Origin of the sequence: Megasphaera sueciensis, from assembly GCF_050219315.1 — a bacterium.
Classification (GTDB): domain Bacteria; phylum Bacillota; class Negativicutes; order Veillonellales; family Megasphaeraceae; genus Megasphaera_A; species Megasphaera_A sueciensis.
Genome location: NZ_CP116939.1, coordinates 2,856,867 through 2,877,927, shown reverse-complemented (window position 1 = coordinate 2,877,927; position 21,061 = coordinate 2,856,867). Strand labels below are relative to the sequence as shown.

General features: G+C 41.2%; 25 protein-coding genes. 2 read left to right on the top strand and 23 right to left on the bottom strand.

Annotated elements, in window-relative coordinates:
- Position 1: 1 nt before the first annotated feature.
- From NXG62_RS13905 to NXG62_RS13825, 17 genes are all read right to left on the bottom strand, one after another.
- Positions 2–364, bottom strand: a complete 363-nt coding sequence (locus NXG62_RS13905; protein ID WP_427113000.1) for a hypothetical protein — start codon at positions 362–364, stop codon at positions 2–4.
- Positions 364–4,350, bottom strand: coding sequence for a hypothetical protein (locus tag NXG62_RS13900; RefSeq protein ID WP_427112999.1), 3,987 nt, complete (start codon positions 4,348–4,350; stop codon positions 364–366). Before NXG62_RS13900 ends, NXG62_RS13905 begins: the two co-directional genes overlap by 1 nt.
- A 15-nt stretch (positions 4,351–4,365) precedes the next feature.
- Complete coding sequence (locus NXG62_RS13895) at positions 4,366–4,620, bottom strand: hypothetical protein (protein WP_427112998.1); 255 nt, start codon at positions 4,618–4,620, stop codon at positions 4,366–4,368.
- Positions 4,621–4,637: 17 nt separating this feature from the next.
- The gene (locus NXG62_RS13890) at positions 4,638–5,042 is read right to left on the bottom strand and encodes a DUF6096 family protein (protein ID WP_427112997.1); all 405 of its coding nucleotides are present in this window, start codon (positions 5,040–5,042) and stop codon (positions 4,638–4,640) included.
- Between the two features lie 67 nt (positions 5,043–5,109).
- Positions 5,110–5,847: a phage tail tube protein gene (locus NXG62_RS13885; RefSeq protein WP_427112996.1), complete on the bottom strand. Its 738-nt coding sequence runs from the start codon at positions 5,845–5,847 to the stop codon at positions 5,110–5,112.
- Positions 5,848–5,849: 2 nt separating this feature from the next.
- Complete coding sequence (gene gp17, locus NXG62_RS13880; protein WP_427112995.1) at positions 5,850–6,266, bottom strand: tail completion protein gp17; 417 nt, start codon at positions 6,264–6,266, stop codon at positions 5,850–5,852.
- Positions 6,263–6,706, bottom strand: coding sequence for a hypothetical protein (locus tag NXG62_RS13875; RefSeq protein ID WP_427112994.1), 444 nt, complete (start codon positions 6,704–6,706; stop codon positions 6,263–6,265). The genes gp17 and NXG62_RS13875 overlap by 4 nt, the downstream gene beginning before the upstream one ends.
- Positions 6,699–7,034 carry a head-tail adaptor protein gene (locus NXG62_RS13870; protein ID WP_427112993.1) on the bottom strand — a complete coding sequence of 112 codons (336 nt, stop codon included), beginning with the start codon at positions 7,032–7,034 and terminating at the stop codon, positions 6,699–6,701. The genes NXG62_RS13875 and NXG62_RS13870 overlap by 8 nt, the downstream gene beginning before the upstream one ends.
- Complete coding sequence (locus tag NXG62_RS13865) at positions 7,027–7,326, bottom strand: head-tail connector protein (RefSeq protein WP_427112992.1); 300 nt, start codon at positions 7,324–7,326, stop codon at positions 7,027–7,029. The genes NXG62_RS13870 and NXG62_RS13865 overlap by 8 nt, the downstream gene beginning before the upstream one ends.
- 17 nt (positions 7,327–7,343) lie before the next feature.
- Positions 7,344–8,540: a phage major capsid protein gene (locus NXG62_RS13860; protein ID WP_427112991.1), complete on the bottom strand. Its 1,197-nt coding sequence runs from the start codon at positions 8,538–8,540 to the stop codon at positions 7,344–7,346.
- A 1-nt stretch (position 8,541) separates the two neighbouring features.
- On the bottom strand, positions 8,542–9,321 hold the full coding sequence (locus NXG62_RS13855; RefSeq protein WP_427112990.1) for a head maturation protease, ClpP-related: 780 nt from the start codon (positions 9,319–9,321) through the stop codon (positions 8,542–8,544).
- Positions 9,293–10,564, bottom strand: a complete 1,272-nt coding sequence (locus NXG62_RS13850; RefSeq protein ID WP_427112989.1) for a phage portal protein — start codon at positions 10,562–10,564, stop codon at positions 9,293–9,295. The genes NXG62_RS13855 and NXG62_RS13850 overlap by 29 nt, the downstream gene beginning before the upstream one ends.
- Positions 10,561–12,300 (bottom strand): terminase large subunit, encoded by a 1,740-nt coding sequence (locus tag NXG62_RS13845; RefSeq protein ID WP_427112988.1) that lies wholly within the window; start codon positions 12,298–12,300, stop codon positions 10,561–10,563. Before NXG62_RS13845 ends, NXG62_RS13850 begins: the two co-directional genes overlap by 4 nt.
- Positions 12,300–12,791, bottom strand: a complete 492-nt coding sequence (locus NXG62_RS13840) for a phage terminase small subunit P27 family (protein WP_427112987.1) — start codon at positions 12,789–12,791, stop codon at positions 12,300–12,302. Before NXG62_RS13840 ends, NXG62_RS13845 begins: the two co-directional genes overlap by 1 nt.
- Before the next feature lie 79 nt (positions 12,792–12,870).
- A complete protein-coding gene (locus NXG62_RS13835) occupies positions 12,871–13,284 on the bottom strand; it encodes a hypothetical protein (RefSeq protein WP_427112986.1) in 414 nt (137 codons plus the stop codon).
- A 76-nt stretch (positions 13,285–13,360) separates the two neighbouring features.
- Positions 13,361–13,783 (bottom strand): YfbU family protein, encoded by a 423-nt coding sequence (locus NXG62_RS13830; RefSeq protein WP_427112985.1) that lies wholly within the window; start codon positions 13,781–13,783, stop codon positions 13,361–13,363.
- A 96-nt stretch (positions 13,784–13,879) separates the two neighbouring features.
- A complete protein-coding gene (locus NXG62_RS13825) occupies positions 13,880–15,124 on the bottom strand; it encodes an IS256 family transposase (protein WP_083615847.1) in 1,245 nt (414 codons plus the stop codon).
- Positions 15,125–15,653: 529 nt separating this feature from the next.
- On the opposite strand from NXG62_RS13825, the gene NXG62_RS13820 reads away from it, so the two are divergent.
- Entirely contained in the window at positions 15,654–16,898 is a 1,245-nt protein-coding gene (locus tag NXG62_RS13820) for an IS256 family transposase (RefSeq protein WP_083615847.1), read from the top strand.
- A 49-nt stretch (positions 16,899–16,947) separates the two neighbouring features.
- Here NXG62_RS13820 and NXG62_RS13815 read toward each other — a convergent pair whose 3' ends face one another.
- From NXG62_RS13815 to NXG62_RS13805, 3 genes are all read right to left on the bottom strand, one after another.
- Entirely contained in the window at positions 16,948–17,550 is a 603-nt protein-coding gene (locus NXG62_RS13815) for a hypothetical protein (RefSeq protein WP_427112984.1), read from the bottom strand.
- A gap of 79 nt (positions 17,551–17,629) precedes the next feature.
- Positions 17,630–18,115: an RNA polymerase subunit sigma-70 gene (locus tag NXG62_RS13810; RefSeq protein ID WP_427112983.1), complete on the bottom strand. Its 486-nt coding sequence runs from the start codon at positions 18,113–18,115 to the stop codon at positions 17,630–17,632.
- A gap of 24 nt (positions 18,116–18,139) precedes the next feature.
- Positions 18,140–18,619: a RusA family crossover junction endodeoxyribonuclease gene (locus NXG62_RS13805; RefSeq protein ID WP_427112982.1), complete on the bottom strand. Its 480-nt coding sequence runs from the start codon at positions 18,617–18,619 to the stop codon at positions 18,140–18,142.
- Positions 18,620–18,668: 49 nt separating this feature from the next.
- On the opposite strand from NXG62_RS13805, the gene NXG62_RS13800 reads away from it, so the two are divergent.
- Positions 18,669–19,385, top strand: a complete 717-nt coding sequence (locus NXG62_RS13800) for a hypothetical protein (RefSeq protein WP_427112981.1) — start codon at positions 18,669–18,671, stop codon at positions 19,383–19,385.
- On the opposite strand, the gene NXG62_RS13795 is transcribed toward NXG62_RS13800, so the two are convergent.
- The 3 genes from NXG62_RS13795 to NXG62_RS13785 are packed head-to-tail and all read right to left on the bottom strand — an operon-like array spanning position 19,325 to position 21,058.
- Positions 19,325–19,552, bottom strand: a complete 228-nt coding sequence (locus NXG62_RS13795; RefSeq protein WP_427112980.1) for a hypothetical protein — start codon at positions 19,550–19,552, stop codon at positions 19,325–19,327. The genes NXG62_RS13800 and NXG62_RS13795 overlap by 61 nt on opposite strands.
- The gene (locus tag NXG62_RS13790; protein WP_427112979.1) at positions 19,549–20,271 is read right to left on the bottom strand and encodes an ATP-binding protein; all 723 of its coding nucleotides are present in this window, start codon (positions 20,269–20,271) and stop codon (positions 19,549–19,551) included. Before NXG62_RS13790 ends, NXG62_RS13795 begins: the two co-directional genes overlap by 4 nt.
- Complete coding sequence (locus NXG62_RS13785; RefSeq protein WP_427112978.1) at positions 20,153–21,058, bottom strand: Lin1244/Lin1753 domain-containing protein; 906 nt, start codon at positions 21,056–21,058, stop codon at positions 20,153–20,155. Before NXG62_RS13785 ends, NXG62_RS13790 begins: the two co-directional genes overlap by 119 nt.
- Between the last annotated feature and the right edge of the window lie 3 nt (positions 21,059–21,061).

Below are 21,061 nucleotides of genomic sequence, written 5' to 3'. Positions count from 1 at the left end.
GTTATACCTCCTCAAATGTTAGCGTTCCATACCAACCGTTTGGTGGATCTAACTTAAAATTAAATTCTCCGATAAATCGCATTACATATGTCTTTCCGTCACTATAATTCGTAAAGTTGAATGAAGCAGATGTTCGTACTGATTCCCAAAAACTATTTAACGTCTGAAAATCTGCATCGGACAAACGCGTCCACGTATAAACAAACGTGTGAATAACTTTCGTTGTCCGTGGCCGTGTTACTTTATAATTGGCATCTGTTGTGGTAGAGATGGTGCTGTCCGTCATTTTATAACTATAGGTATCGCCGGAATCACTCGCATAAGGAACTACGGGTTCCGGTAATGTGTTTGGGAACGTATACATTATTTCACCCCCATTGCCGCTTTTAGCGCGGATAAGGAACCGCCATGATTCGTCAGAATTTTATCTATGTTGATATTAAACTGATATTCTCCATATTCATCCTGTGTGACGGAATCCACTTTGACATCGGCCCCGCTATTATTCGTAATGTTGACCTGCGGTGCACTACCGCGGCTGTTCATATTTTTACTGATGCCGTTGGCAATACCAGAAAGCGTATTCGTATTGAGCGGCAAAATAGCTTCCTTGTCTTTCCCTTCGCCTACCATGGAAAGCGTAGGAGCTGTAATAACTCCCCCATTAGCAAAAGCGGGTACAGATATTCCGATACTGTCCAAAATAGAACCCAAGCCGGACAAACTATTGGAACCCGAACTACGGATGCCTCCTATTGCATACGGCGCTACTCCATTTAGCACCGTCCCTAACACACTCGAAGAGGTACCTCCTGTCAAATATTTCCCAAAAATAGATTCTGTTACTCTGGCAGCTGCCATTTCTGCCACGATCTTTTCAATGGTAGTTAAAATTAAGTTGCCAAAACTCTGTAGCAAATCATCTACACTGTTAATATTGGAACCCAGACCAGTAAAAACTCCTTCCAGGCCATTATCAAAGGATTGTGCTACAGATGCCATCTGTGCCGTCATATTTAAATTACTTTTATCCCACAGATCATAATATTCCTTCAGTGCGGTTTTATTAGCAGCCCATTGTTTCGTGGTATTATAAGAATCCGTGTCTTTCATGAGTTCTTGCAGTCGTGAAAAATCGTCATTATCAATAGCAGCATTGACATTTTTCCCGTAGCTTTCCATTTGTGCGTCTTTTTCTTTTTTCTGAAGAGCTGACAAACTGGCAGCATACCAGTTATCAATAGCAAGTTTGGCCTGTACATCATCCTTAGTCTGCTGCACTGCCTTGATCCGTTCCTTACGTTCTTTATCCAGTTCAAATACAGCTAAATTATAATCAGCCACCGCCAAATCTTCATAATTTCCATGTATCCCTGCATAGATTTTAGCAAGATCATCCTTGAGCTTCATCCATGATTGCCGCCACTGCTGGGTAACTTTGTCAATCTCAGATATTTTATATTGGTCAAGCAATTTCTGCGGTTTGGAAATATCAATACTGCTATCCACATTCTTGATTTTATCAAGCGTATCCTGATATTTTTTTACAGATGCAAAAACTTTTGCTATGCCTGCTTCATAAGCAGTACCGGTATCAGTTGCAACAGTCTGTTCTAACTCATTGGTAGTAGTTTTTAAGTCTTTATTAGCTTGCATTATTTCCTGCCGGTGCTTTTCTAATTGTTTATCAATACCCGATTCTGTTTTATCTGATTTATTCACATCCGCCAAAAAATCCGTATAGGAATGAGTTTGTGTCCAATTTACAAAATTTCCATACCGTCGCTGGGCATCTTCCGGATTACTGTTCCTGCCAGAACGAATATAGTTATCTTCCACCAAATTATAGGCTGTATCCATATCGATATTGCTGCCCATGGCTTGTAACCCACTCAGAATATTAGCGTAGGAATGGTAATGTTCATACCCACCTGCTGATGCATCTGGATTTAATAATTCTTGGGCCGTAAAATCTGCATTTCCTGCCAATGTAAAAGCAGTTGAACCTTCTGTGTTACGTAAATGGTCCAGTCTATCAAGCCGCCATTGGAAGGCACCTTCCGAACCTCCATCGCCCGGAGTATCGCTAACATCAAGGTTTTCAAGAGTTCCGTTCGCGCCGCCTGATTCAGACGGGGCAATGCCGCCTAACACATACGATGTCATAGGATCAACCCCGCGTCTAGCTATTTCTACTGCCAAACGGTAGGCATCTGACCATGTAGATGAATCTGTCCCAGCTTTTGGTGTTTTTTCATGGGTACTTTTACCAGAACCAGTTCCTAAATTACCAAGATCGCCCACATCTATATTCCCGGCAGCCGCTTCCGCGTCTTTTATCTTTTGTTCCGCTAACTCTTTTTGGTAATCAGGATCATTTTTATGACGTGCCCACCATAGATTCTGCAACCCTGCATTTTGATCTGGATCTGTTTCTAATGTTTCTGAATCATCCCCAGCTGCACTTACACCGGATCCGGTCGGATCTTCTACCACACTTTCATTTGCATTCGGAACGTTATTCGTAGGTTGTTTGTAAAACTGGCCATTTTTTTCGAGATACGTTGTACCATCCAATACATACGTTTTATTTTCTATTTCTTTTTCTTTGGCGTGAAAATACTGATAGGCACAATAGGCCGCGTATAACGCTGCCGCCGCAACACCCATCCAGCCGCCAGCCATCAGAGATAACGCTGTTGTTACTTTACTTATGGCACTCGGAAGGCGTGACACGGCTTGTTCAGATTTAACACCTGCTTCTACCGCTTTATTGCCTGTAAGTTCATGCTCAACGCCTAATTCTTTGGCAGAATTTTTCGTATTATTGATACCACCCATAGCCGCGATATTGGCAGTTACCGTTTCAGCCCCTTCGACTTCGGCAGATTCGCCCACCAATGCATTACTGGAAATAACACCTTCATTACTAGCAATTTTTTCTTTGTTAGCTCCTACCTGTAATACCGCTGAATTTTCAGCCGCTTCTCCAGTCAAAGTTGTTGATTCAGATACAGCTGCATTACTGGTAATCACCCCTTCATTGCTGACTATTTTTTCTGTATTGGCAACCGCATGCAGTCCGGCAGATGTTTGTGCGGCTACCCCGGTCTGCGTAAGCGAACCATCAATGACTGCTGCGTTTTCTTCGGCAGCTGCATTCACGGCTATAAAGGCTGTCGTCATATTCGCACGTATTTTTTCTGCTGCGGTAGAGGCTGCTACCCCTATTTCCGCAAATTTCTGTGATAAAAATGTCTGTGTTTCTTCCGCAGACAGATTCTGCTGCTTTGCCGTTGCAATAGCGTCCTTACGCATCTTTGCATAGGTTTTATCACTATCTTTAATGGCACTATTGATCTGGCGGTTCTGTGTTTTAGTGAGTTCCGGCTTATCTGGTTGTGTAGGACTCATCATGGCCCCAACTGTACCAGCCACACCTTTAGCAATATTTATCCCCGACTGTAACAGTTTGAATGCCTTATAATACGCCAACAATTTAACAAATTCAATGGATAAACCGGCCACTTCCTGCTTATTTTTATCGAGCCATGCAGCACCTTCCTGCAAATATGGCAGGATTTTAGGGAGAATTTCCATCACAACGGGCGCAAATGCAGCACTAACTCCAATGCCTACCTGCTCCGCCTGCAGCTTCATGGTCTTTAATTCAAGGTCAATCTGGTGCATCTCTTCCGGATCCAAGGTAATCGGTTTTACTTTAGCCGCCGCTTCCGCCGCTTCCCTATAATCCATCAACGTTTTCTGTAACGCCAACCCTCTGGCACCCAGTGTATTCATCAGAAAAGCTTGTCCCTGCCCGCTTTTCAACGCTTTATTATATCCAATAGACAATTGTTCTAGCTGCTGATTGAGCGGCAATAATCTGCCGTTTGCGTCTGTAATAGATACGCCACAGGCCTGTAAGGTAGCCTGGGCCCGCTTCCCTTCCGTTGAATTTTCCGACAGGGACTTATCCAGCCGCATCACCGCTTTTGCTGCTGTTTCCGAACTCGTGCCGGTAATAGCCATGACATGACTCAGTTCAATCGCTTCATTGGTGGAAATCCCATACTGCTTCGTTAAATTATAGAGCGCATCACCGGCATCCACGGCTTCATCCACTAATTTTTCAAGACCAAATCCACCGGCAGCAACTGCCGTAATTGTTTTCAAATTCCAAATGAAGGAGTCTAATTTTTTCGTGGATCCTTCGACAGAATTTGCAAAATTATCAATCGGATTAGTGGAAAACGTTTGATTGATTGCTTGCTGTGATTTAGTTAATTCGGTATTCAGTCCACTGGAATCCGCCCCGATTTTTACCATTAAGTCTGCAATAGTTGACATGATATCCCTCCTTCCTTATAAATTGAATGTCTTTTTAAGTTCTGCCTGATCTTGTTTCAATTGTTCATCCGGTGTTTGCGTAGGATGAATCGTTTCCACCATACCTTTATAGACACGCACAAAATCAAAGTCTTTCCCACACTGTGCCATTAGCAACCATGTAGTAAAATATGCCTGTTTACTATCGCGTTCCTTGGTACGCACCTCATATCCATCCAGTAATTGATAAAATTCTTTCATAGATAAACGGTCAAACTGTTCCGGTAACAACTGCAGCGGTCCGAATGCTATTTTTTCGGCTTCCCCTGCCCATTCTTCAATACTGTCAACAACTCTGCCATTTCTTTTTCCTTGTTCTCCAGCACGTGCTTTGGGATAAAAAAACCAGTTTCAAAATAGGCTAATATAATGAACCCGCCTAATGTATCAATATTACATTGATCTTCCTGTGAACAATATGAATCAATCAAATCATATATTTCTTCTTCCGTGCGTGGCTTATCATGCAGTCCATATTGCAGAGATGCAATAATAACATCAATTGTCATTCTGTTTTCGACTACAGCAGGGCCGCGCATAATAATAGAATTTAAAGAGCGGCCAATTTTCCGTTCAATTTTACGCATGTCTCCAATCGTAAAATATAATTCGTGCTTTTTGTCGCCAATTTTAAGTATTTTGGTATTTTTCATGGGAACCCCCTATAAAAATAAGGCGTGACTGTGTAAGCCACGCCTATGTATGCATTTTAAAAAAATATTATGCTGCTGCGGTTACCGTAATCGTAATCGCAATAGAACCGGCTGCAAACTTCGCAGTTAGGGTTTTAGTTCCCACCGCTAACGTTGATAAATAGGTTCCTTTTAGCGTCAGTACTCCTTCTGCAAAGGTGTAATCTGTATTGGCAATCAGCGGCTGTTCTGTTTCATCGATCAACGAACGGATGGTACAATCTGTAGGCGTCACTGTAATCGTCTTATCCGTAGTTGCCTTACTTACGACAGACAGTGTCGGAGTTGCAATCGTAGCAGCATCTGTAGTCTGAATATCTGAAATAGCTCCATAGCCTTCTAACGTCATCTTTAATGTCTGTATCGCATCACTGGCATTGGAGTCATTATATCCCGTAATGTTGGCCCAACCGGTCCGATACGAGCCGTCGGGATATTCCTGCCGGATAAATACAGGCTTACGATTTCGATAGCAATAATTCAATATAGTAAGGGAATCGTCGTTTTGAATCAACAGGCCATCGTAATCAATCGTCCATGATAACATGCCCGGAACTTTTTTAGCCCAATTCCCGGACGATTTATCCGTAGCATCCAACGAATCTGCTTTTTGATTCATGGCTGAATTTTTTTGACCGCCTACTAACAACCACGTCAACGGATTTTGCGAAAGTGCTACATATAATAAGGTATCTTTACCCGCTGCTGCTTTTGTGTTTTGTGATGCAGCAGGTAAATTCTGTAAATTTTTTTCTGTTAAAGACATAATTAACCTCCTAATTGTTCCAGTTTATACTCTATAAGCAATATGCCATGATAGGCACTGGTTTTATCTTCATACCGTTCTCCCAGTGCTTGACATAATGCAATGTGCGCAGTACCTATTTGTTTATATCCCCGCAAAGATAATTGATATTTCGTTACGAGTGTTGTTACATCATCCAATATGCCGTTAATTTCTTTCTTGCCGCCCGCATGGGACCAAATATCAATCTGCTGACTGACATTATGCATAGTACCTGTCTTATTGTCGTCTATATTGGCATCATGAAATTCGCCTAACCAAATATATGGAAACGCTTCTGTACCTGTTGGAATTTTGTCATATACAGGCACCGTTTGTCCGTTGCTCAGCAGTTGATACACTGCCGACTGTACGGCATTAAATGGAATATGCTGTATCATTTAGTAATCACATCCTTGATAGCCGATTCAATCGTAGGCCGGACCGTATCCATGGCAGGTTTCATAAACGGCTTGGCCGCTCGATATGGGATAATCGCCTTGGCCATGAACCAACCATCCGCACCGGGATGCAGTGCTTTCTTTTTTACCGGGATTTCAACGGAACCTTTGGTCCCCAGTTCTATTAAATGAGCCACCGGATCATTTGATTCCACAATGCCCTGCGTACCTTCTGCGGAATTACTAATGCTTTCCTTGATATTGGCTTTTAAATTACCTGTCTTCATCGGTGCAAGTTGGACAGATATCTTATATACCTCATTTGTTTTATCCCGAACAACTTGTCGAATACCTTCCTGCGTTTTCTGGTTATATTGACCAATCTGCGACATAGCCTTATACACCTCATCCGATATATTGGCCTTAACAAATCTAATCATTATGTATCACCACCTGACAGGTAAGCGTCAAAATAGCAGCACTGCTATAATCAATGTGCAGAATAGTATAAAACATACCATTATATTTAACACTCCACCCATAGGTAATGTCTTTCCTAAGCCGAATAATAATCCCTTGCGTAATAGCGGAGGCAGGACCACTTTGCGCATTCACAGTCCAAAACTTAGGCTTAAGTAGTTTAGCCCATACGGTTTGTACTAATAGGGGATCACCGTCTATAAAACCACCTTGTCCATCAGGAACGGATACCGGTTTATATAAAGATACTCGTTTATTCAGTTCTTGTACTCTAATAGATTCATCCACTAACATCACTCCAGTACTGCATTTGAGCAATCAGCGTCCGAACCGTATAGCTATAATCCAATCGTTCTGCAGCCCCTCTATTGTCATAAAGTTCTGTAATAATAGCCAACGATACCGTTTTAGCCAGCTGTTTGAAATCATCATTGGCTAAATTAGTATCATAGTTATCAACAGCTCCCCGCAGATATACATCTGCCGTATTGATAAAACCATTTATCATATCGTCTTCTACATCATCATCAATACGTAAATACACTTTAGCTTCTGCCAAAGTCACTGGCAATCCGACCATAGTAACTCACCTCATTACTATTTAGAAGTAATGCTATACTGTCCGAAATACAGTGCGCCTGTATCAACTGCCGTAACGCCGAACCGTTCAATCGCTCGAACAAAAATAGCATTCGATGTAAAACCGGCTTGATCGGATACCGCAACTTCTACCCCTACGCGATCCCAAAAATATACTAAGTCAGCCATAGAACCAATGAGAAATGGTACTTTAGTCGTTCCGGCTGTCGAGGTATCACTGGTAAGCAACGTATCTTTTAGAACAACCACTTTACGACCTTTAAATAAATATTGTGTGGGATCTGCAAGAGATTGTGTAAGCAGCGGGCGCTTATTGGCATCTACCAAATTATCCAAGTAGTCATACCCGGTCTGGTTGGTAAAAATAACCGCATTCGCCGAAATAGCCGGATCCAGTTCTTTATTCAAGGCTGTCGCAATTCCGGTATAATCGCTAATACTATGCTTAGTAAGCCCATTAATGATGCCTACAATTTGTGCATTTTCTGTATTGACAGATTTTTGAGTAAACCGGCGGCCAACAAGTCCCATCAAATCCACATCAATATCTTGTAACAGTTCACGGGCAATCGGAATGATATCGCCATAGTCAGCCGTTGAAAATTGGATCTGTCCAAAGTCTAAGTCATCCTGCTTAATCGCATTCAATTCTTCAAAGGCAGTTAATGTTCCATCTTCATGTCCAATCGTCGGCATGGTTCCTTTACGGCTTGTCACAGAGACGATATTACAATACGGTTTTAACGCCTGATAGGCACGCCGAAATTCCAAAATCTGTTGAAATTGTTCTGTCGGAACTAAATAACCACCTTTAGTATCTGTACCACCAGCTTGTCCCGGTGTCCCTACGGCATCTAATACTTTTTGCTTAGAAAATGTATCTATAAATGCCTTTTCCTGATCAGATGGCTGCGCGAATTTAAACACATTATCTAAAATCAGATGGTTGAATGCCCGATTACGAATTTTCTTTTCGCTCACTTTATCTACCTTATTGATTGCTTTCGTCGGACCACTCACAAAATTTTCAAACTGGGATTCTTCCAACGTTGCCTGTGTCTTATAATCTCGGATCAGATCATTTAAAACTTTGGCTTCCGCTGCCGCATCATCCCATTGTTCCTTGCCTTGTAACGCTTCTACCTTGGTACGTTGTGCCGTAATCTGTTGTTTTATTTCATCAGACTTTTTCATGTTATATCATCCTCCCATTTAGTAATGACATTGAAATAGCAAATTTTTTACTTTTTAATTCGTTTTCAGCCTTAATTTTGGCGATTTCCGCCATTTTCGCCTGTTTTTCCTGCATTTTTTTAGCATTTGTATGATTAAAAGCCAGTAAATTTCTAACATTTTCCGGCATATTCTTGAAATATTTCGTCATATCCCCTGCATATGCTACTTGCTGCGCAATAGGTGATACTATTTCTATATCGAATTTTTCAGCCGCTTCTGACGCCGTATACCATGTTTCAGCTTCCATATCGGCCCGAATATCATCGATACTTACGCCTTCCTTAAGGTGATTACCATATGTCGTTAACATGGCTTCCTGCGCTGCCAGTAATCCATCAATACCGCGCTGCATATCATCGACATTCCCCATTACCCCGGTCATAGGCCGATGGATCATCAACATCGCATTTTCCGGCATGACTATTTTTTTAGCAGCCATCACAATCACACTGGCAATACTTGCCGCCCATCCATCTATATAAGCGGTTACATTTCCCTGATGACGGGCAATCATATTGGCAATAGCTATCCCGCAGCTGACAAAGCCGCCATCGCTATTAACATATACGTTTATATCCCGTCCGGATAATGCTTCTAATTGTGTCCGTACATCTACAGGGAATATATAACCGGCCCCTATCCAGTCCGAATACGAGTCATCTACGATATCACCGTAAATATATATATCTGCCGATGTTTCCGTTTGGTTTTTAATCTGCAGGCATTTTAGTTTGTTCATTTCCTCCCTCACCCCCTTTCGCTTTGTATGCCGCGCCAATATCCGATAATTTTGTATAGGTCCCGTTTACCAGCAAATCATCTCCGCTTTTATCTGGCGGCATATTATTGAGCCTCCGTGCTTCATTCGGTTTCATAATAGTGCCAGCCACATAGTTCCGCAGTATGGTGCTTTGCTGCAGCGGATCACCACGCAAAATGGTATTGACATTAAAATAAAAGCCCATACCTTTTTTCTGCTGCTTGATTGTCAGCAGTTTCCGGTTGAGCTCTTGTTCATATTCTGTAATATTGTATAAAAGTGTATCTACATAAAATGTTAAATTCTGCATGGAACTGTTATTATACGAGCTGTTTTCATACAGATTTAAATGATTCGGCATTACCCCAAAGGCAGCGGCAATTTGCAAACTGGAGAATTTCTTGATTTCAAAGAATTGCGCATCTGTCAGTTTTAAATCTAATGCCGATACATCCCATCCAAAAGGGACCGGTATAATACGATCTGTTTTAAGCCCTGCTAAGTTGACTAAATCTTTGGTAATTTCTTTTTGTCTGGCACTGTTCAAATCTCCTACATATTTCACAACCAAATTTGCCGTTAGGCCTCGTTGATACAAGTCATTTAAAAATTGCTGACTGGCTTTATTTCCTGCCATATTAGCGGCTAATATTTCACGGACACTTTTACCGGCAAGTCCCCATCGTTCCGTAATCCAACTCCGTACATGAATCATATCTTCCGGAGCTATCCAAAATGTAGTACCCGTCAACGTATCCAAATAGGTATAATAATAGGTTCGCTGCGTAAAAGAATGAGTCTCATTAATCCAAATAGTCACACAGCGTGGATCCAACGGATATAATCCTTCCAAACTGCCATCCAAATTTCGATTGATGTAGGCGTAGCCATTGCCATAATGATTTCGGCAAAATTCGAGAGTTGTAATCATTTGTGCCGGAGTCATAACCGCGTTTGGCTGTATATTGAGAGATTGATAGGACTCGTGATTCGTAATTCGGTTTTTATTCTGGTCCATTAAGTGAATCGGCATCTTAGCTAAAGATTCAGCCAATTTTTTTAAACACGTAAAATATGTAATTTCACCAATATCCGGTCCGTTTGCTGTATCTGTCTGTCGATTAAAAAAAGCATTGATATCCGATAGGGTAAGTGTTTTACCACCAGAATCATCTGCCATATCCGACACATGCCGTAATGCCCAACGATCTAACCATTTCAAGTATTGTCACCTCCTCCCAAGATATGATCCATAATTTCATTTGCCTGTTCCGCCGTAAGTCCGACTTGATTTTTATCTAACCAATACAAATCCCAGGCATCCAAAATACTATCCACCGTATCAATCCGTTCTGTCTGCGTCTTTTTGTCGACTTTGATTTCTCCAAAACTGTTCTTATCGACAATCGCATTGACAACCGACCACGTCAACAATGCGTTCCGCTTGTCGTACAATACCTGATGCGCTTTGACAGATAACTGAAAATCTACGGTACAATCATTGAGTGCCCGTGCCGACTGCTTTACTTCCGTTAAGTCACACGCTAATAATTCCCCTAAGTCAGATAAAAAAGCAGCCGCATTATGATTGTCATAGCCCACACCGATAATGTCGATATCATAGACTTGGATAAGTTTGGCCAAGTGCGCAATAATAAACTTGTAATCCGTCTTAATCCCGTACATACCGGTTGTTAGTGTTAACAACTTACGATGTACCCAATCCCGATACGGTGCTTTATCCGTCCGTTCATGCTCCTGCAGTCGCAATTTAGGCATGAAACTATGTGAATAGAGATAAATTTTTTCATCGTCTAATGGAAAAAGTAAAGCAATCGAGGTCAAATCACCGCCGGAACTTAGGTCAATTCCCAAATAGCAAGAACGTCCTTTCATATCAGCAATAGTTAATTCACTGGCACATGCTTTCCAATGATCTAAGTTAATCAGCTGACCTCCCGCGTATTTCACCCAGACATTCAATGATTTCGTCAAAAAATTAATTAAATCATCCCCCTGCTTTTCTTTAGCATCAATTGCTTTTTCTGCCATACGGGCTAACATTTCTTCATCCAGCGTCAGATCATCGGTCCATAGGTTAAGCGGGTTGGCTTTTGCCCAGTTCTGGGGATTCCAACAATCGTCATCTTCATCCATTTCCGCAATATACACAAACAAGGATTCTTTTTCGACTACACCTGCTAAAACCTTCTTTGCAAATTCATACTGCGCATAACAAGGACCATTTAAATCAAAACCCGCAGTTGTAATTGCAAGTGTCAGGGCATTATCCACTTTAATTTGCCCATCTCGCATGAGTGCATACATCTGATCTGTCGGATGGGCGTGGTATTCATCAATAACGGCCAAGATACTACGAAAGCCATCGGCTGATTTTGTATCACGCCCGATGGCTTTAATTGTCGTACCAGTCAGTAAACTGAGGATGGTATGATCGTACTGTTTAATTTTATATAACTCTTTTAAATCTCCATCTGATTCGATAAATTTATCTACTTCATCCCACACGATGTTTGCTTGATCTTGCTTTGTTGCCGTACAAAAAATACGTCCATACTGATATCCAGAAAACGATGCAAAATCATTACATAACTCCCCGGCAAGGAACGATTTACCGTTCTGTCTGCCTACTTGAACATACCCTTCACGAAAACGTCGTAAATGGCTGCGTTTTTTTCGCCAGCCAAACAGGCTGCCAATAATAAAGTTTTGAAATCCCCGTGTTTTGAGCTTCTGCGGAACATCGCCTTCGCCAATCGTTAATTCATTGGCGATATTGATATGTTTTTCCGCTTCCCTCACATCAAAAATATAGGGGAAATTCTTCTTGGCCATGTCGTTTAGATGCCGCTTACACGCCAAATATTCACTATGTCCTGCCAATCGTACCCCTGAACAAATTAATTTTGCATATGCCGTCGTTCGATCTTGTGCCATTATCCATTCACATACTTAAGATATTTATTGACAGCCTTGTCTTGCTTAACAGGTACGACTAATTTTAAGCGGTCTGTCGTGGCCATGCCTAATTTTGCAGAACAGTCCATGATCTGGCGAACATATTTTGTTTCGGCTTCCAAATAAGGGGACACCGTTTCATACCGGCCATACTTATTTTCACGATAGCCGATTTCTCCGTAATCACCCTCTTGAATATGCATAGCGATTTTAGTATACCGGCTCCATGCGTTAGCATAAATGGCAAGAATGCTGCGGTCAAGGTTGTCCAGAATGTCGATTTTCTCGCATTCATCGACAACTCGAATAAATTCTTCCTTGCCTTCTTCATCTAACCATTGAGGCGGTAACAATGCATCGCGTGGAAGTTTAAGCTTTTTTTCATTTTCTTTCCGGGCGGTCCGTTTTGCCTTCCCGATCTTGCCTGTACTAATATCAATTACTTTTCTCGGTCTTCCTGCAGCCATCATTATCACCCCCTGATTTTTTGATTTTGAATTTCTGGCATTTTTTCAAAAGAATAGGCCATACGCGGTCTGGCTTTCGAACTTAAAAACTTTTTTGCACTCCCCCGGCTATAGCAAGCAATACTTTCTGCATCTTGACCTTATCCTGCACCGACTTATTATAGGCTGCATGGATGGCCGCGTGGGTTCGGGCACTCACGTAAATTAAATTATGCACATCAAATGCCCGCTGCGGATTCTCTTCCACGGGAATAATATGATGTGCAATCGTTCCTTTTACAATATGATGTTCTATTACTTTCGCATATTCATCCAGACCGGCGGCCCGTTGTTTTACCTGCATACGGATAGGCTTCCAAAGTTTCGAATGATACACAACTTTGCCTATTGTATTACGGCGATATGTATCGTATTCCTTATGCCGGTTATGATTACAGATACAAGTGCTACCTTCAGAATATTGCTTGCCGCAATAAAGACATATCCTTGTTAACATACTCACTACCATCTCATTGTCTTGTTGTTGAAATTTGAAATAAAAAAGCACCCAGATTAGTGAGTGCTAAAAAATTCTATTCTACTATATCAAGAATTTGTTCTACAGATAAATCATATGTTTCATTTGGTATTCGACTAGCTTTTGTCAACATTTTTTCATACTTATCCATAGTTGTACAATGAGAATTTAAATCTTTATCTTTTAACTCTTCAAATCTATGCATATATTCTACAATAAACGTTGCAATAGAATATTCTCCTTCATTGTTTCCATCAAAACCATCAAAACATAATTCTTGTGTATTTGTTTTATCTAACACTCTTCTTTTATCATCGTCAGGCAATTTTTCAAATGATGTTTGAATCCTTCTCCATAAGGATAATATATCCCACACTTTATCTACTTGTTCTTTTGGAGGTTCTTCTTCATTTAAAAATGAGTATTCAGCATCAAGCGCCCATGTATTACCACTTGTTATAGCTTGTCGAATAAGCACAGGATCAAATCCAGTTTTAATATGGGTTTGTCAAGTTAAGTGTGTAAGTTTTTTTAGGTATCATAAAAGAAGATGCGTTACCAGTGATTGCTGGCTTTAAAATTTCTCGTATTTCAGGATACGAGCTTGCAGCTTATCATCCATAGCCAACTGGTTTCTGACCATCGCCCAGTTCTGGATATGATGCCCTTCCCACTTGGCATAGAGTTCCTTTACCCTGAGATAGAGAACCTTGAAGACAGATTCCTCGCTGGAGAACGAGCCCTTCTTGGTGACTTTTCGGAAGCTGGAATTCACGCTCTCTATCGCATTGGTGGTATACATCACCTTCCTTACGGCACTGCCATAGTTGAATAGTTGCTGGACATGCTGCCAGTTCCGCTTCCATGTTTCTACCGCACCGGGGTACTGGCTCCAGGCCTGCTTGAACCGCTCGAATTCGGCCTCAGCACTCTTCAGGTTCACGGCTCCATAGACCTTCCTGAGCTGGGTCGTGTAGGCCTTGTAATCCTTGGATGGGATGTACTTGATGGAGTTGCGGATCAGATGGACGATGCAGCGCTGCACGACCACCTGGGGGAAGATGGACTTTGCTCCCTCTTCCAAACCGGAGACACCATCCATGCAGATGAATCCGACATCTTCAACGCCACGGGCCTTCAGCTCATCGAATATCTGCATCCAGTTATGTTTGCCCTCCGTCTCGTTCATCCAAAGGCCCAGGACATCCTTCGAGCCATTGATGTCATAGCCGAGGATGACGTAGACAGCGTGGTTCTTGGTCTCATAATCCTTGCGTACAGAGACGTACAGGCAGTCTACGAACAAGAAGGGGTAGAAGGGGTTCAGAGGACGTGTCTGCCAATGCTGGACTTCGTCCATCACTCGGTCTGTGATGTTCGAGATGCTCTCTGCGGACAGCTCGAATCCATAGATGTCATCAATCGTCTTGGCAATATCCCGCTGGCTCATGCCGCGTGCATACATGGCCAGTACCTTGCTCTCGATCCCTGTGACATCCTTGGTGCGTTTGGGGACTACCTGGGGCTCGAAGGTAGATTCGCGGTCCCGTGGGACGCGGATGGGGACCTCGCCGACCGAAGTCTGGATGGTTTTCTCCGTATAGCCATTCCGACGGTTGGAGGTTTCCTTCTTGCTATGATCATTGGAGCTATACCCGAGATGGTTATCTATCTCGCCCTGCAGCATAGCTTCGAAGATAGGACCGAACACGTCCTTCAGCGCTATCTGCATGTCTTCCTGCGTCTTCGGCTGGTATTGTTCCATGATGAGCTTGGCGATTGCCTGGCCTTTCTCACTCGGGTTTCTACGTTTCTTCATCAGTGCTGTACTCAATTCCTTTCAACCTGCTTTCTGATAGTGTACCGCACCTCGACAAAAAAATGAAGTGCGTAAGTTAGTAAATTGGTTACCGGTAACTTACACACTTCATTTTACACTCCCTTTAATATCTAATTTTTCATAAATATCACATACCATACAAAGATTAATTTTTTCTGAAATTGTCATCATTACTCCTCCTTATTAGCTAATATATTATAAAATAAATTTTTAATTATCAACATTTAACTTCACTCAAGTAGGGAGTCTTAGTCTTCTGCACCTATTTTTCTATAATGTCATTATACCACACATTTCTTGTCCAAACCTGCTACAATTCTGCTATAAATCTGCTACAATAAAAAAGTTATCCACAATAAAATATATTTTATCTATCCTGACATAAGGGAGTGTAAAATGAAGTGTGTAAGTTACCGGTAACCAATTTACTAACTTACGCACTTCATTTTTTTGTCGAGGTGCGGTACACTATCAGAAAGCAGGTTGAAAGGAATTGAGTACAGCACTGATGAAGAAACGTAGAAACCCGAGTGAGAAAGGCCAGGCAATCGCCAAGCTCATCATGGAACAATACCAGCCGAAGACGCAGGAAGACATGCAGATAGCGCTGAAGGACGTGTTCGGTCCTATCTTCGAAGCTATGCTGCAGGGCGAGATAGATAACCATCTCGGGTATAGCTCCAATGATCATAGCAAGAAGGAAACCTCCAACCGTCGGAATGGCTATACGGAGAAAACCATCCAGACTTCGGTCGGCGAGGTCCCCATCCGCGTCCCACGGGACCGCGAATCTACCTTCGAGCCCCAGGTAGTCCCCAAACGCACCAAGGATGTCACAGGGATCGAGAGCAAGGTACTGGCCATGTATGCACGCGGCATGAGCCAGCGGGATATTGCCAAGACGATTGATGACATCTATGGATTCGAGCTGTCCGCAGAGAGCATCTCGAACATCACAGACCGAGTGATGGACGAAGTCCAGCATTGGCAGACACGTCCTCTGAACCCCTTCTACCCCTTCTTGTTCGTAGACTGCCTGTACGTCTCTGTACGCAAGGATTATGAGACCAAGAACCACGCTGTCTACGTCATCCTCGGCTATGACATCAATGGCTCGAAGGATGTCCTGGGCCTTTGGATGAACGAGACGGAGGGCAAACATAACTGGATGCAGATATTCGATGAGCTGAAGGCCCGTGGCGTTGAAGATGTCGGATTCATCTGCATGGATGGTGTCTCCGGTTTGGAAGAGGGAGCAAAGTCCATCTTCCCCCAGGTGGTCGTGCAGCGCTGCATCGTCCATCTGATCCGCAACTCCATCAAGTACATCCCATCCAAGGATTACAAGGCCTACACGACCCAGCTCAGGAAGGTCTATGGAGCCGTGAACCTGAAGAGTGCTGAGGCCGAATTCGAGCGGTTCAAGCAGGCCTGGAGCCAGTACCCCGGTGCGGTAGAAACATGGAAGCGGAACTGGCAGCATGTCCAGCAACTATTCAACTATGGCAGTGCCGTAAGGAAGGTGATGTATACCACCAATGCGATAGAGAGCGTGAATTCCAGCTTCCGAAAAGTCACCAAGAAGGGCTCGTTCTCCAGCGAGGAATCTGTCTTCAAGGTTCTCTATCTCAGGGTAAAGGAACTCTATGCCAAGTGGGAAGGGCATCATATCCAGAACTGGGCGATGGTCAGAAACCAGTTGGCTATGGATGATAAGCTGCAAGCTCGTATCCTGAAATACGAGAAATTTTAAAGCCAGCAATCACTGGTAACGCATCTTCTTTTATGATACCTAAAAAAACTTACACACTTAACTTGACAAACCCTGACATAATGCAATGAATATCAGCTACATATTTTTCTATATCATTAAAAGATTTAATAGTATTATATGTAATGGTAATTTCTTTTATAATTCTCATACTTTTTTGCATAATCTGATCCATATCTTTTATATAGTTTTTAAAATCATAAGATGATGTTGTTATCTCTATATCTCCATCAGCTTTAGTTGATAAATCATTTAAATTTCTTTTTCCATGATTCTTTCTTAAGGAATTTATACATACTAATAATTCTATAGTCTGAACCAAAATACTTTTATCCAACCCACCTAAAAATTCTTTTATATCATTAACTTCAATATTAGGAAATTTATTTTCTAGTGGCAACTTACTAAATTCATTTATTTTAATTTTTTCCATATATTGATTTTTCTCCACACAATATTTATCTAGTAAAGTTGCGCAATTTAAAATAATTTGATATAAAAAAATTTGTAACATAATAGCATTTCCCTTACTCTGCTCTTCATCTTTTTTCCTTTGCAAAGACAATTGAAATTTGTATGTAACACAACTACCAACTATTATGCCTATAACTCCCAACAAATCTCTAATTTCCATAAACAGTTATCACCTTTTCTTATAAAATATATAAATAGATTTTTTCTTTAATATGATAATATCATAAACCACAACAAATTCAAATCTTCAAATTCATCTGCACTGGAATATCGCCTGGACCAAATATCATCTCGTCCAATATCTCTAATACCTTTTCACTGCGCTTACGACAGTACCCTTCTGAGCAATTCACACAGGCAGCCGTCATTTTCCATGACATTTCTTTTATATATTTGTTGCAAACAATCATACGGTCTGATTCTGTCAATGCTTCCAATGATCTGTTTAACCGATTTATGATGGGTTCCTTTTCGTCAAGTTCTGCACGAAGCGCAGCAATTTTATCTGGGATAGCTTCTTTTTCTATGAAAATTCTTTCTTCCTGGCTTACGTTGGTATTACTGCCACACGGTGCAGGAGATAACGAGGACACCTTAGGTGCAGCATTCAACGGAAGTTTAGCTTCATAGTCAACAATATCGCCTTTTACATTGGCAATATACGTTGTAATCTCCTGATAATGCTGCAGATAATATTTAACGGAAGCAATATTCTCCTGTTTCATTCTTTATCTCCTTTCATGATAATGCTATTGTTCCACCGGTTTCAGCCAAGCCTCTATCCGTGGTTGATCATCATATAATTTAACTGCTCGAATAGACACAATTCGGCTATCGTCAGTAAATAATATCTTTGACTTTTGAAATCCCATACCATCCAATACCACCTTGATATAGTTATCGGTATCCGGTTTAGTGGATGGGTATAACCGATGCTCCCGTGCTGCCCGCTGTTTGGCCTTAGAAAACGACTTAGGAATACTCCGGTAAATATATAGGGCAAACTGTAACGGACAGTCTAACGGCAACGTATACCCCTTTTGCTTGGCCATGTACATGAGTTGTACTGTTTCAGCACAAATGGTATTTTTATAGTCTTTTGATTTTTTAGGATCGTAAGCATGAACATGTCCACCAAATACAGAAAAACGTGGCCGCTCTTGAGCAAATGGCTCACCATAGACGGTAATACGCATCGCGCCGGTCTTGTCATTGATATAACAACTCATAAAACCATCCTTTCTGTGATATAATCATCCTAAAGGAGATGAATCATAAATGGATACAAAAATTGACTGTTTAGTTCCAACAGGAAATGGTAATCAAACAAAGAGTATCGTAAACTTTAAACTTCCTAATACTTGTCCAATATGTGGATATGGAATAGCCCCTGATATGATAGAATACTCTACACCTCTACATATTCGAAATGTTCAAAATGAAAAACAAATTGGAATTTTATTACAATGTACACATTGTGATAATTTATTTTTTGCTTTATATGAAATTAAAATACTATCAGAAGCAACTGTGGTAAGTACTGCCAGATGCATTTCTAACTTAAAAAGAATAGAACCAAATGACTTTACTAAAATTCCTATACCAGAGGGAATGAAAGATTATTATCTTGATTTTTACGAAATTTACTCACAAGCTGCCAGAGCAGAAACATTAGGTTTAAATAAAATAACAGGTATCGCTTACCGTAGAGCTTTAGAAAAATTAGTTAAATCTTATGTCCCTGAAATATTCCCTGATGATAAAGAAACTATTTTATCAGAAACATTAAGTCAATCCATTGCTCGAATAAAAGATCCAAAGATTGAAGCTCTTGCTAAAGCTGCTTCTTGGATTGGCAATGATGAAACACATGAAATAAAAAAACATCCAGATTATAATGTGGAAGACATGAAAGGTTTTATTCTCTCATTATGTCATTTAATTTTATCAGGAAAAGAAGCAGATAAAGCATTATCAATGATAGATAAACATTGAGAACCATTTAATTCTCCAATTTTAACCCCACTAAGAGAGTAGAATTCTTCTACCCGCTTGGTGGGATTTTTTTCTGTTCCATCCCCCTGTGCTGATTCAATACAAATTACTGATATAATTTTTGCCCCGTCTATTCTTGTTTTTTCGAACCCATATTCATCTTTCATTCTTTATCATCCTCCCATTTAGGACCTTGCCGTTGACTCACCCCATTAAAGTTCAATACTAAGGATGTACTTTTCAGCCTGTCATAAATTCGTTCTTGATACTGTCCCATTAAGCCGTCGGCATTTAAATTTGTGGTAATAATAATCGGCAGCATCCGGTTATACCGTTCGCTGATAATCGCATCTACCTTCGTAATTACCCAATTGTTCTGATACTCCGTGCCTAAGTCGTCTAACAATAATAATGGCGTATTTCGGATCCGGCTTTCAAAGTTCAGCAGATCTTCCGGTGATCCTTTCTTACCCATGGTCAGCATCTTATCCAGCAGCGATGCCATACTGATAAAATAACCGCCGCCATAATGTTGGATCGTTTCCTGCAGGATAGCTACAGCCAGCGTTGTCTTCATTGTTCCGACAGGTCCTTTCATTAATAACCCGATGCCACGTCGTTTGTACGTTTCAAATTTATCCGCATAATTCTTACATCGCTGAATAGCATTACTTAATTCGGTTGGATAGGTACGTAACTGATCGAATGTACAGTTCCAATACCGCCGTTCAATCCCATGGGCAACAAGTTTTTTATGATAGTCGTCTTTACAACGTGTCAGGTTCTTTGGACCAGTCAATGGCGGCTGACTTGGCTGTAGATGTAATGCCACCATTTTTTCTTGAAATTTGGTGCATGTGTTTGCTATTGGTTCCAGTTCTGCCATGTAATGCATCTCCTTCTTCATCATATCCGTGCTGCTGCCAAGAATTCAGGATACCGGCAATGTAACTTAAATTTGGTTTACCGCGAACCACCGCTCGTTCAATTGCCTTCAAACAAGAATCCTTCCCATAGGTTTCTACCAAATCCATCAACTTGTCTGATTCAATCGCATTCATGACAGGTCGGATATTATCTTGATAGCTCTTGGCCACAACAGCAAATGTTTCATCGTATTCCGTAGTAGTAGGTATATCTACTTTACTTTCCTTTACTCTACTTTGTGATGAAATGTTGTCATTTTTTGTAGAAATGTCTACATTTTTATCTAAAATGTTAACATCATGTTTACATTTCCCGTTTAAATGCATACTTAAAGAAGACATGCCGATTTTTAGATTTTTAAAGTCTGCCGGATCGACCAACAACAATTGCTGATCGACCTCAACAGATTTCCTTCTCTCACATGCTTTAAAGAAGCGTTCCTGTATGCCGTGGGATGTTAAGATTCCGAGCGAATCAAAAAGGGTTTCATCGAAAAAACCGCGTTTGATCAATTCATTCACAACTTCATTTACTAAGCCAGGGGTAAACTCTTTTCCCGCAACTTTCGCGAATAAGTATGATGAATCCTCATCCCACTTTACGAAGTACCCGTTACGATAAATCCGCGTTAGCAGGCGTATCGCACATACTTCACCTTTAATTCCAAATCTGGCAGAAACAAACTGAATCTTCTCGTCTTCAAAGAAGTCTACATCCAAAGGGAAATAATCAATTCCCTTTTTCATGGG

What these genes read in the sequence shown, in the direction of transcription:
- NXG62_RS13905 (WP_427113000.1), bottom strand. Translation starts at nt 364, where the DNA reads ATGTATACGTTCCCAAACACATTACCGGAACCCGTAGTTCCTTATGCG.
- NXG62_RS13900 (WP_427112999.1), bottom strand. Translation starts at nt 4,350, where the DNA reads ATGTCAACTATTGCAGACTTAATGGTAAAAATCGGGGCGGATTCCAGT.
- NXG62_RS13890 (WP_427112997.1), bottom strand. Translation starts at nt 5,042, where the DNA reads ATGAAAAATACCAAAATACTTAAAATTGGCGACAAAAAGCACGAATTA.
- NXG62_RS13885 (WP_427112996.1), bottom strand. Translation starts at nt 5,847, where the DNA reads ATGTCTTTAACAGAAAAAAATTTACAGAATTTACCTGCTGCATCACAA.
- gp17 (WP_427112995.1), bottom strand. Translation starts at nt 6,266, where the DNA reads ATGATACAGCATATTCCATTTAATGCCGTACAGTCGGCAGTGTATCAA.
- NXG62_RS13875 (WP_427112994.1), bottom strand. Translation starts at nt 6,706, where the DNA reads ATGATTAGATTTGTTAAGGCCAATATATCGGATGAGGTGTATAAGGCT.
- NXG62_RS13865 (WP_427112992.1), bottom strand. Translation starts at nt 7,326, where the DNA reads ATGGTCGGATTGCCAGTGACTTTGGCAGAAGCTAAAGTGTATTTACGT.
- NXG62_RS13860 (WP_427112991.1), bottom strand. Translation starts at nt 8,540, where the DNA reads ATGAAAAAGTCTGATGAAATAAAACAACAGATTACGGCACAACGTACC.
- NXG62_RS13855 (WP_427112990.1), bottom strand. Translation starts at nt 9,321, where the DNA reads ATGAACAAACTAAAATGCCTGCAGATTAAAAACCAAACGGAAACATCG.
- NXG62_RS13845 (WP_427112988.1), bottom strand. Translation starts at nt 12,300, where the DNA reads ATGGCACAAGATCGAACGACGGCATATGCAAAATTAATTTGTTCAGGG.
- NXG62_RS13840 (WP_427112987.1), bottom strand. Translation starts at nt 12,791, where the DNA reads ATGATGGCTGCAGGAAGACCGAGAAAAGTAATTGATATTAGTACAGGC.
- NXG62_RS13835 (WP_427112986.1), bottom strand. Translation starts at nt 13,284, where the DNA reads ATGTTAACAAGGATATGTCTTTATTGCGGCAAGCAATATTCTGAAGGT.
- NXG62_RS13825 (WP_083615847.1), bottom strand. Translation starts at nt 15,124, where the DNA reads ATGAAGAAACGTAGAAACCCGAGTGAGAAAGGCCAGGCAATCGCCAAG.
- NXG62_RS13820 (WP_083615847.1), top strand. Translation starts at nt 15,654, where the DNA reads ATGAAGAAACGTAGAAACCCGAGTGAGAAAGGCCAGGCAATCGCCAAG.
- NXG62_RS13815 (WP_427112984.1), bottom strand. Translation starts at nt 17,550, where the DNA reads ATGGAAATTAGAGATTTGTTGGGAGTTATAGGCATAATAGTTGGTAGT.
- NXG62_RS13810 (WP_427112983.1), bottom strand. Translation starts at nt 18,115, where the DNA reads ATGAAACAGGAGAATATTGCTTCCGTTAAATATTATCTGCAGCATTAT.
- NXG62_RS13805 (WP_427112982.1), bottom strand. Translation starts at nt 18,619, where the DNA reads ATGAGTTGTTATATCAATGACAAGACCGGCGCGATGCGTATTACCGTC.
- NXG62_RS13800 (WP_427112981.1), top strand. Translation starts at nt 18,669, where the DNA reads ATGGATACAAAAATTGACTGTTTAGTTCCAACAGGAAATGGTAATCAA.
- NXG62_RS13795 (WP_427112980.1), bottom strand. Translation starts at nt 19,552, where the DNA reads ATGAAAGATGAATATGGGTTCGAAAAAACAAGAATAGACGGGGCAAAA.
- NXG62_RS13790 (WP_427112979.1), bottom strand. Translation starts at nt 20,271, where the DNA reads ATGGCAGAACTGGAACCAATAGCAAACACATGCACCAAATTTCAAGAA.
- NXG62_RS13785 (WP_427112978.1), bottom strand. Translation starts at nt 21,058, where the DNA reads ATGAAAAAGGGAATTGATTATTTCCCTTTGGATGTAGACTTCTTTGAA.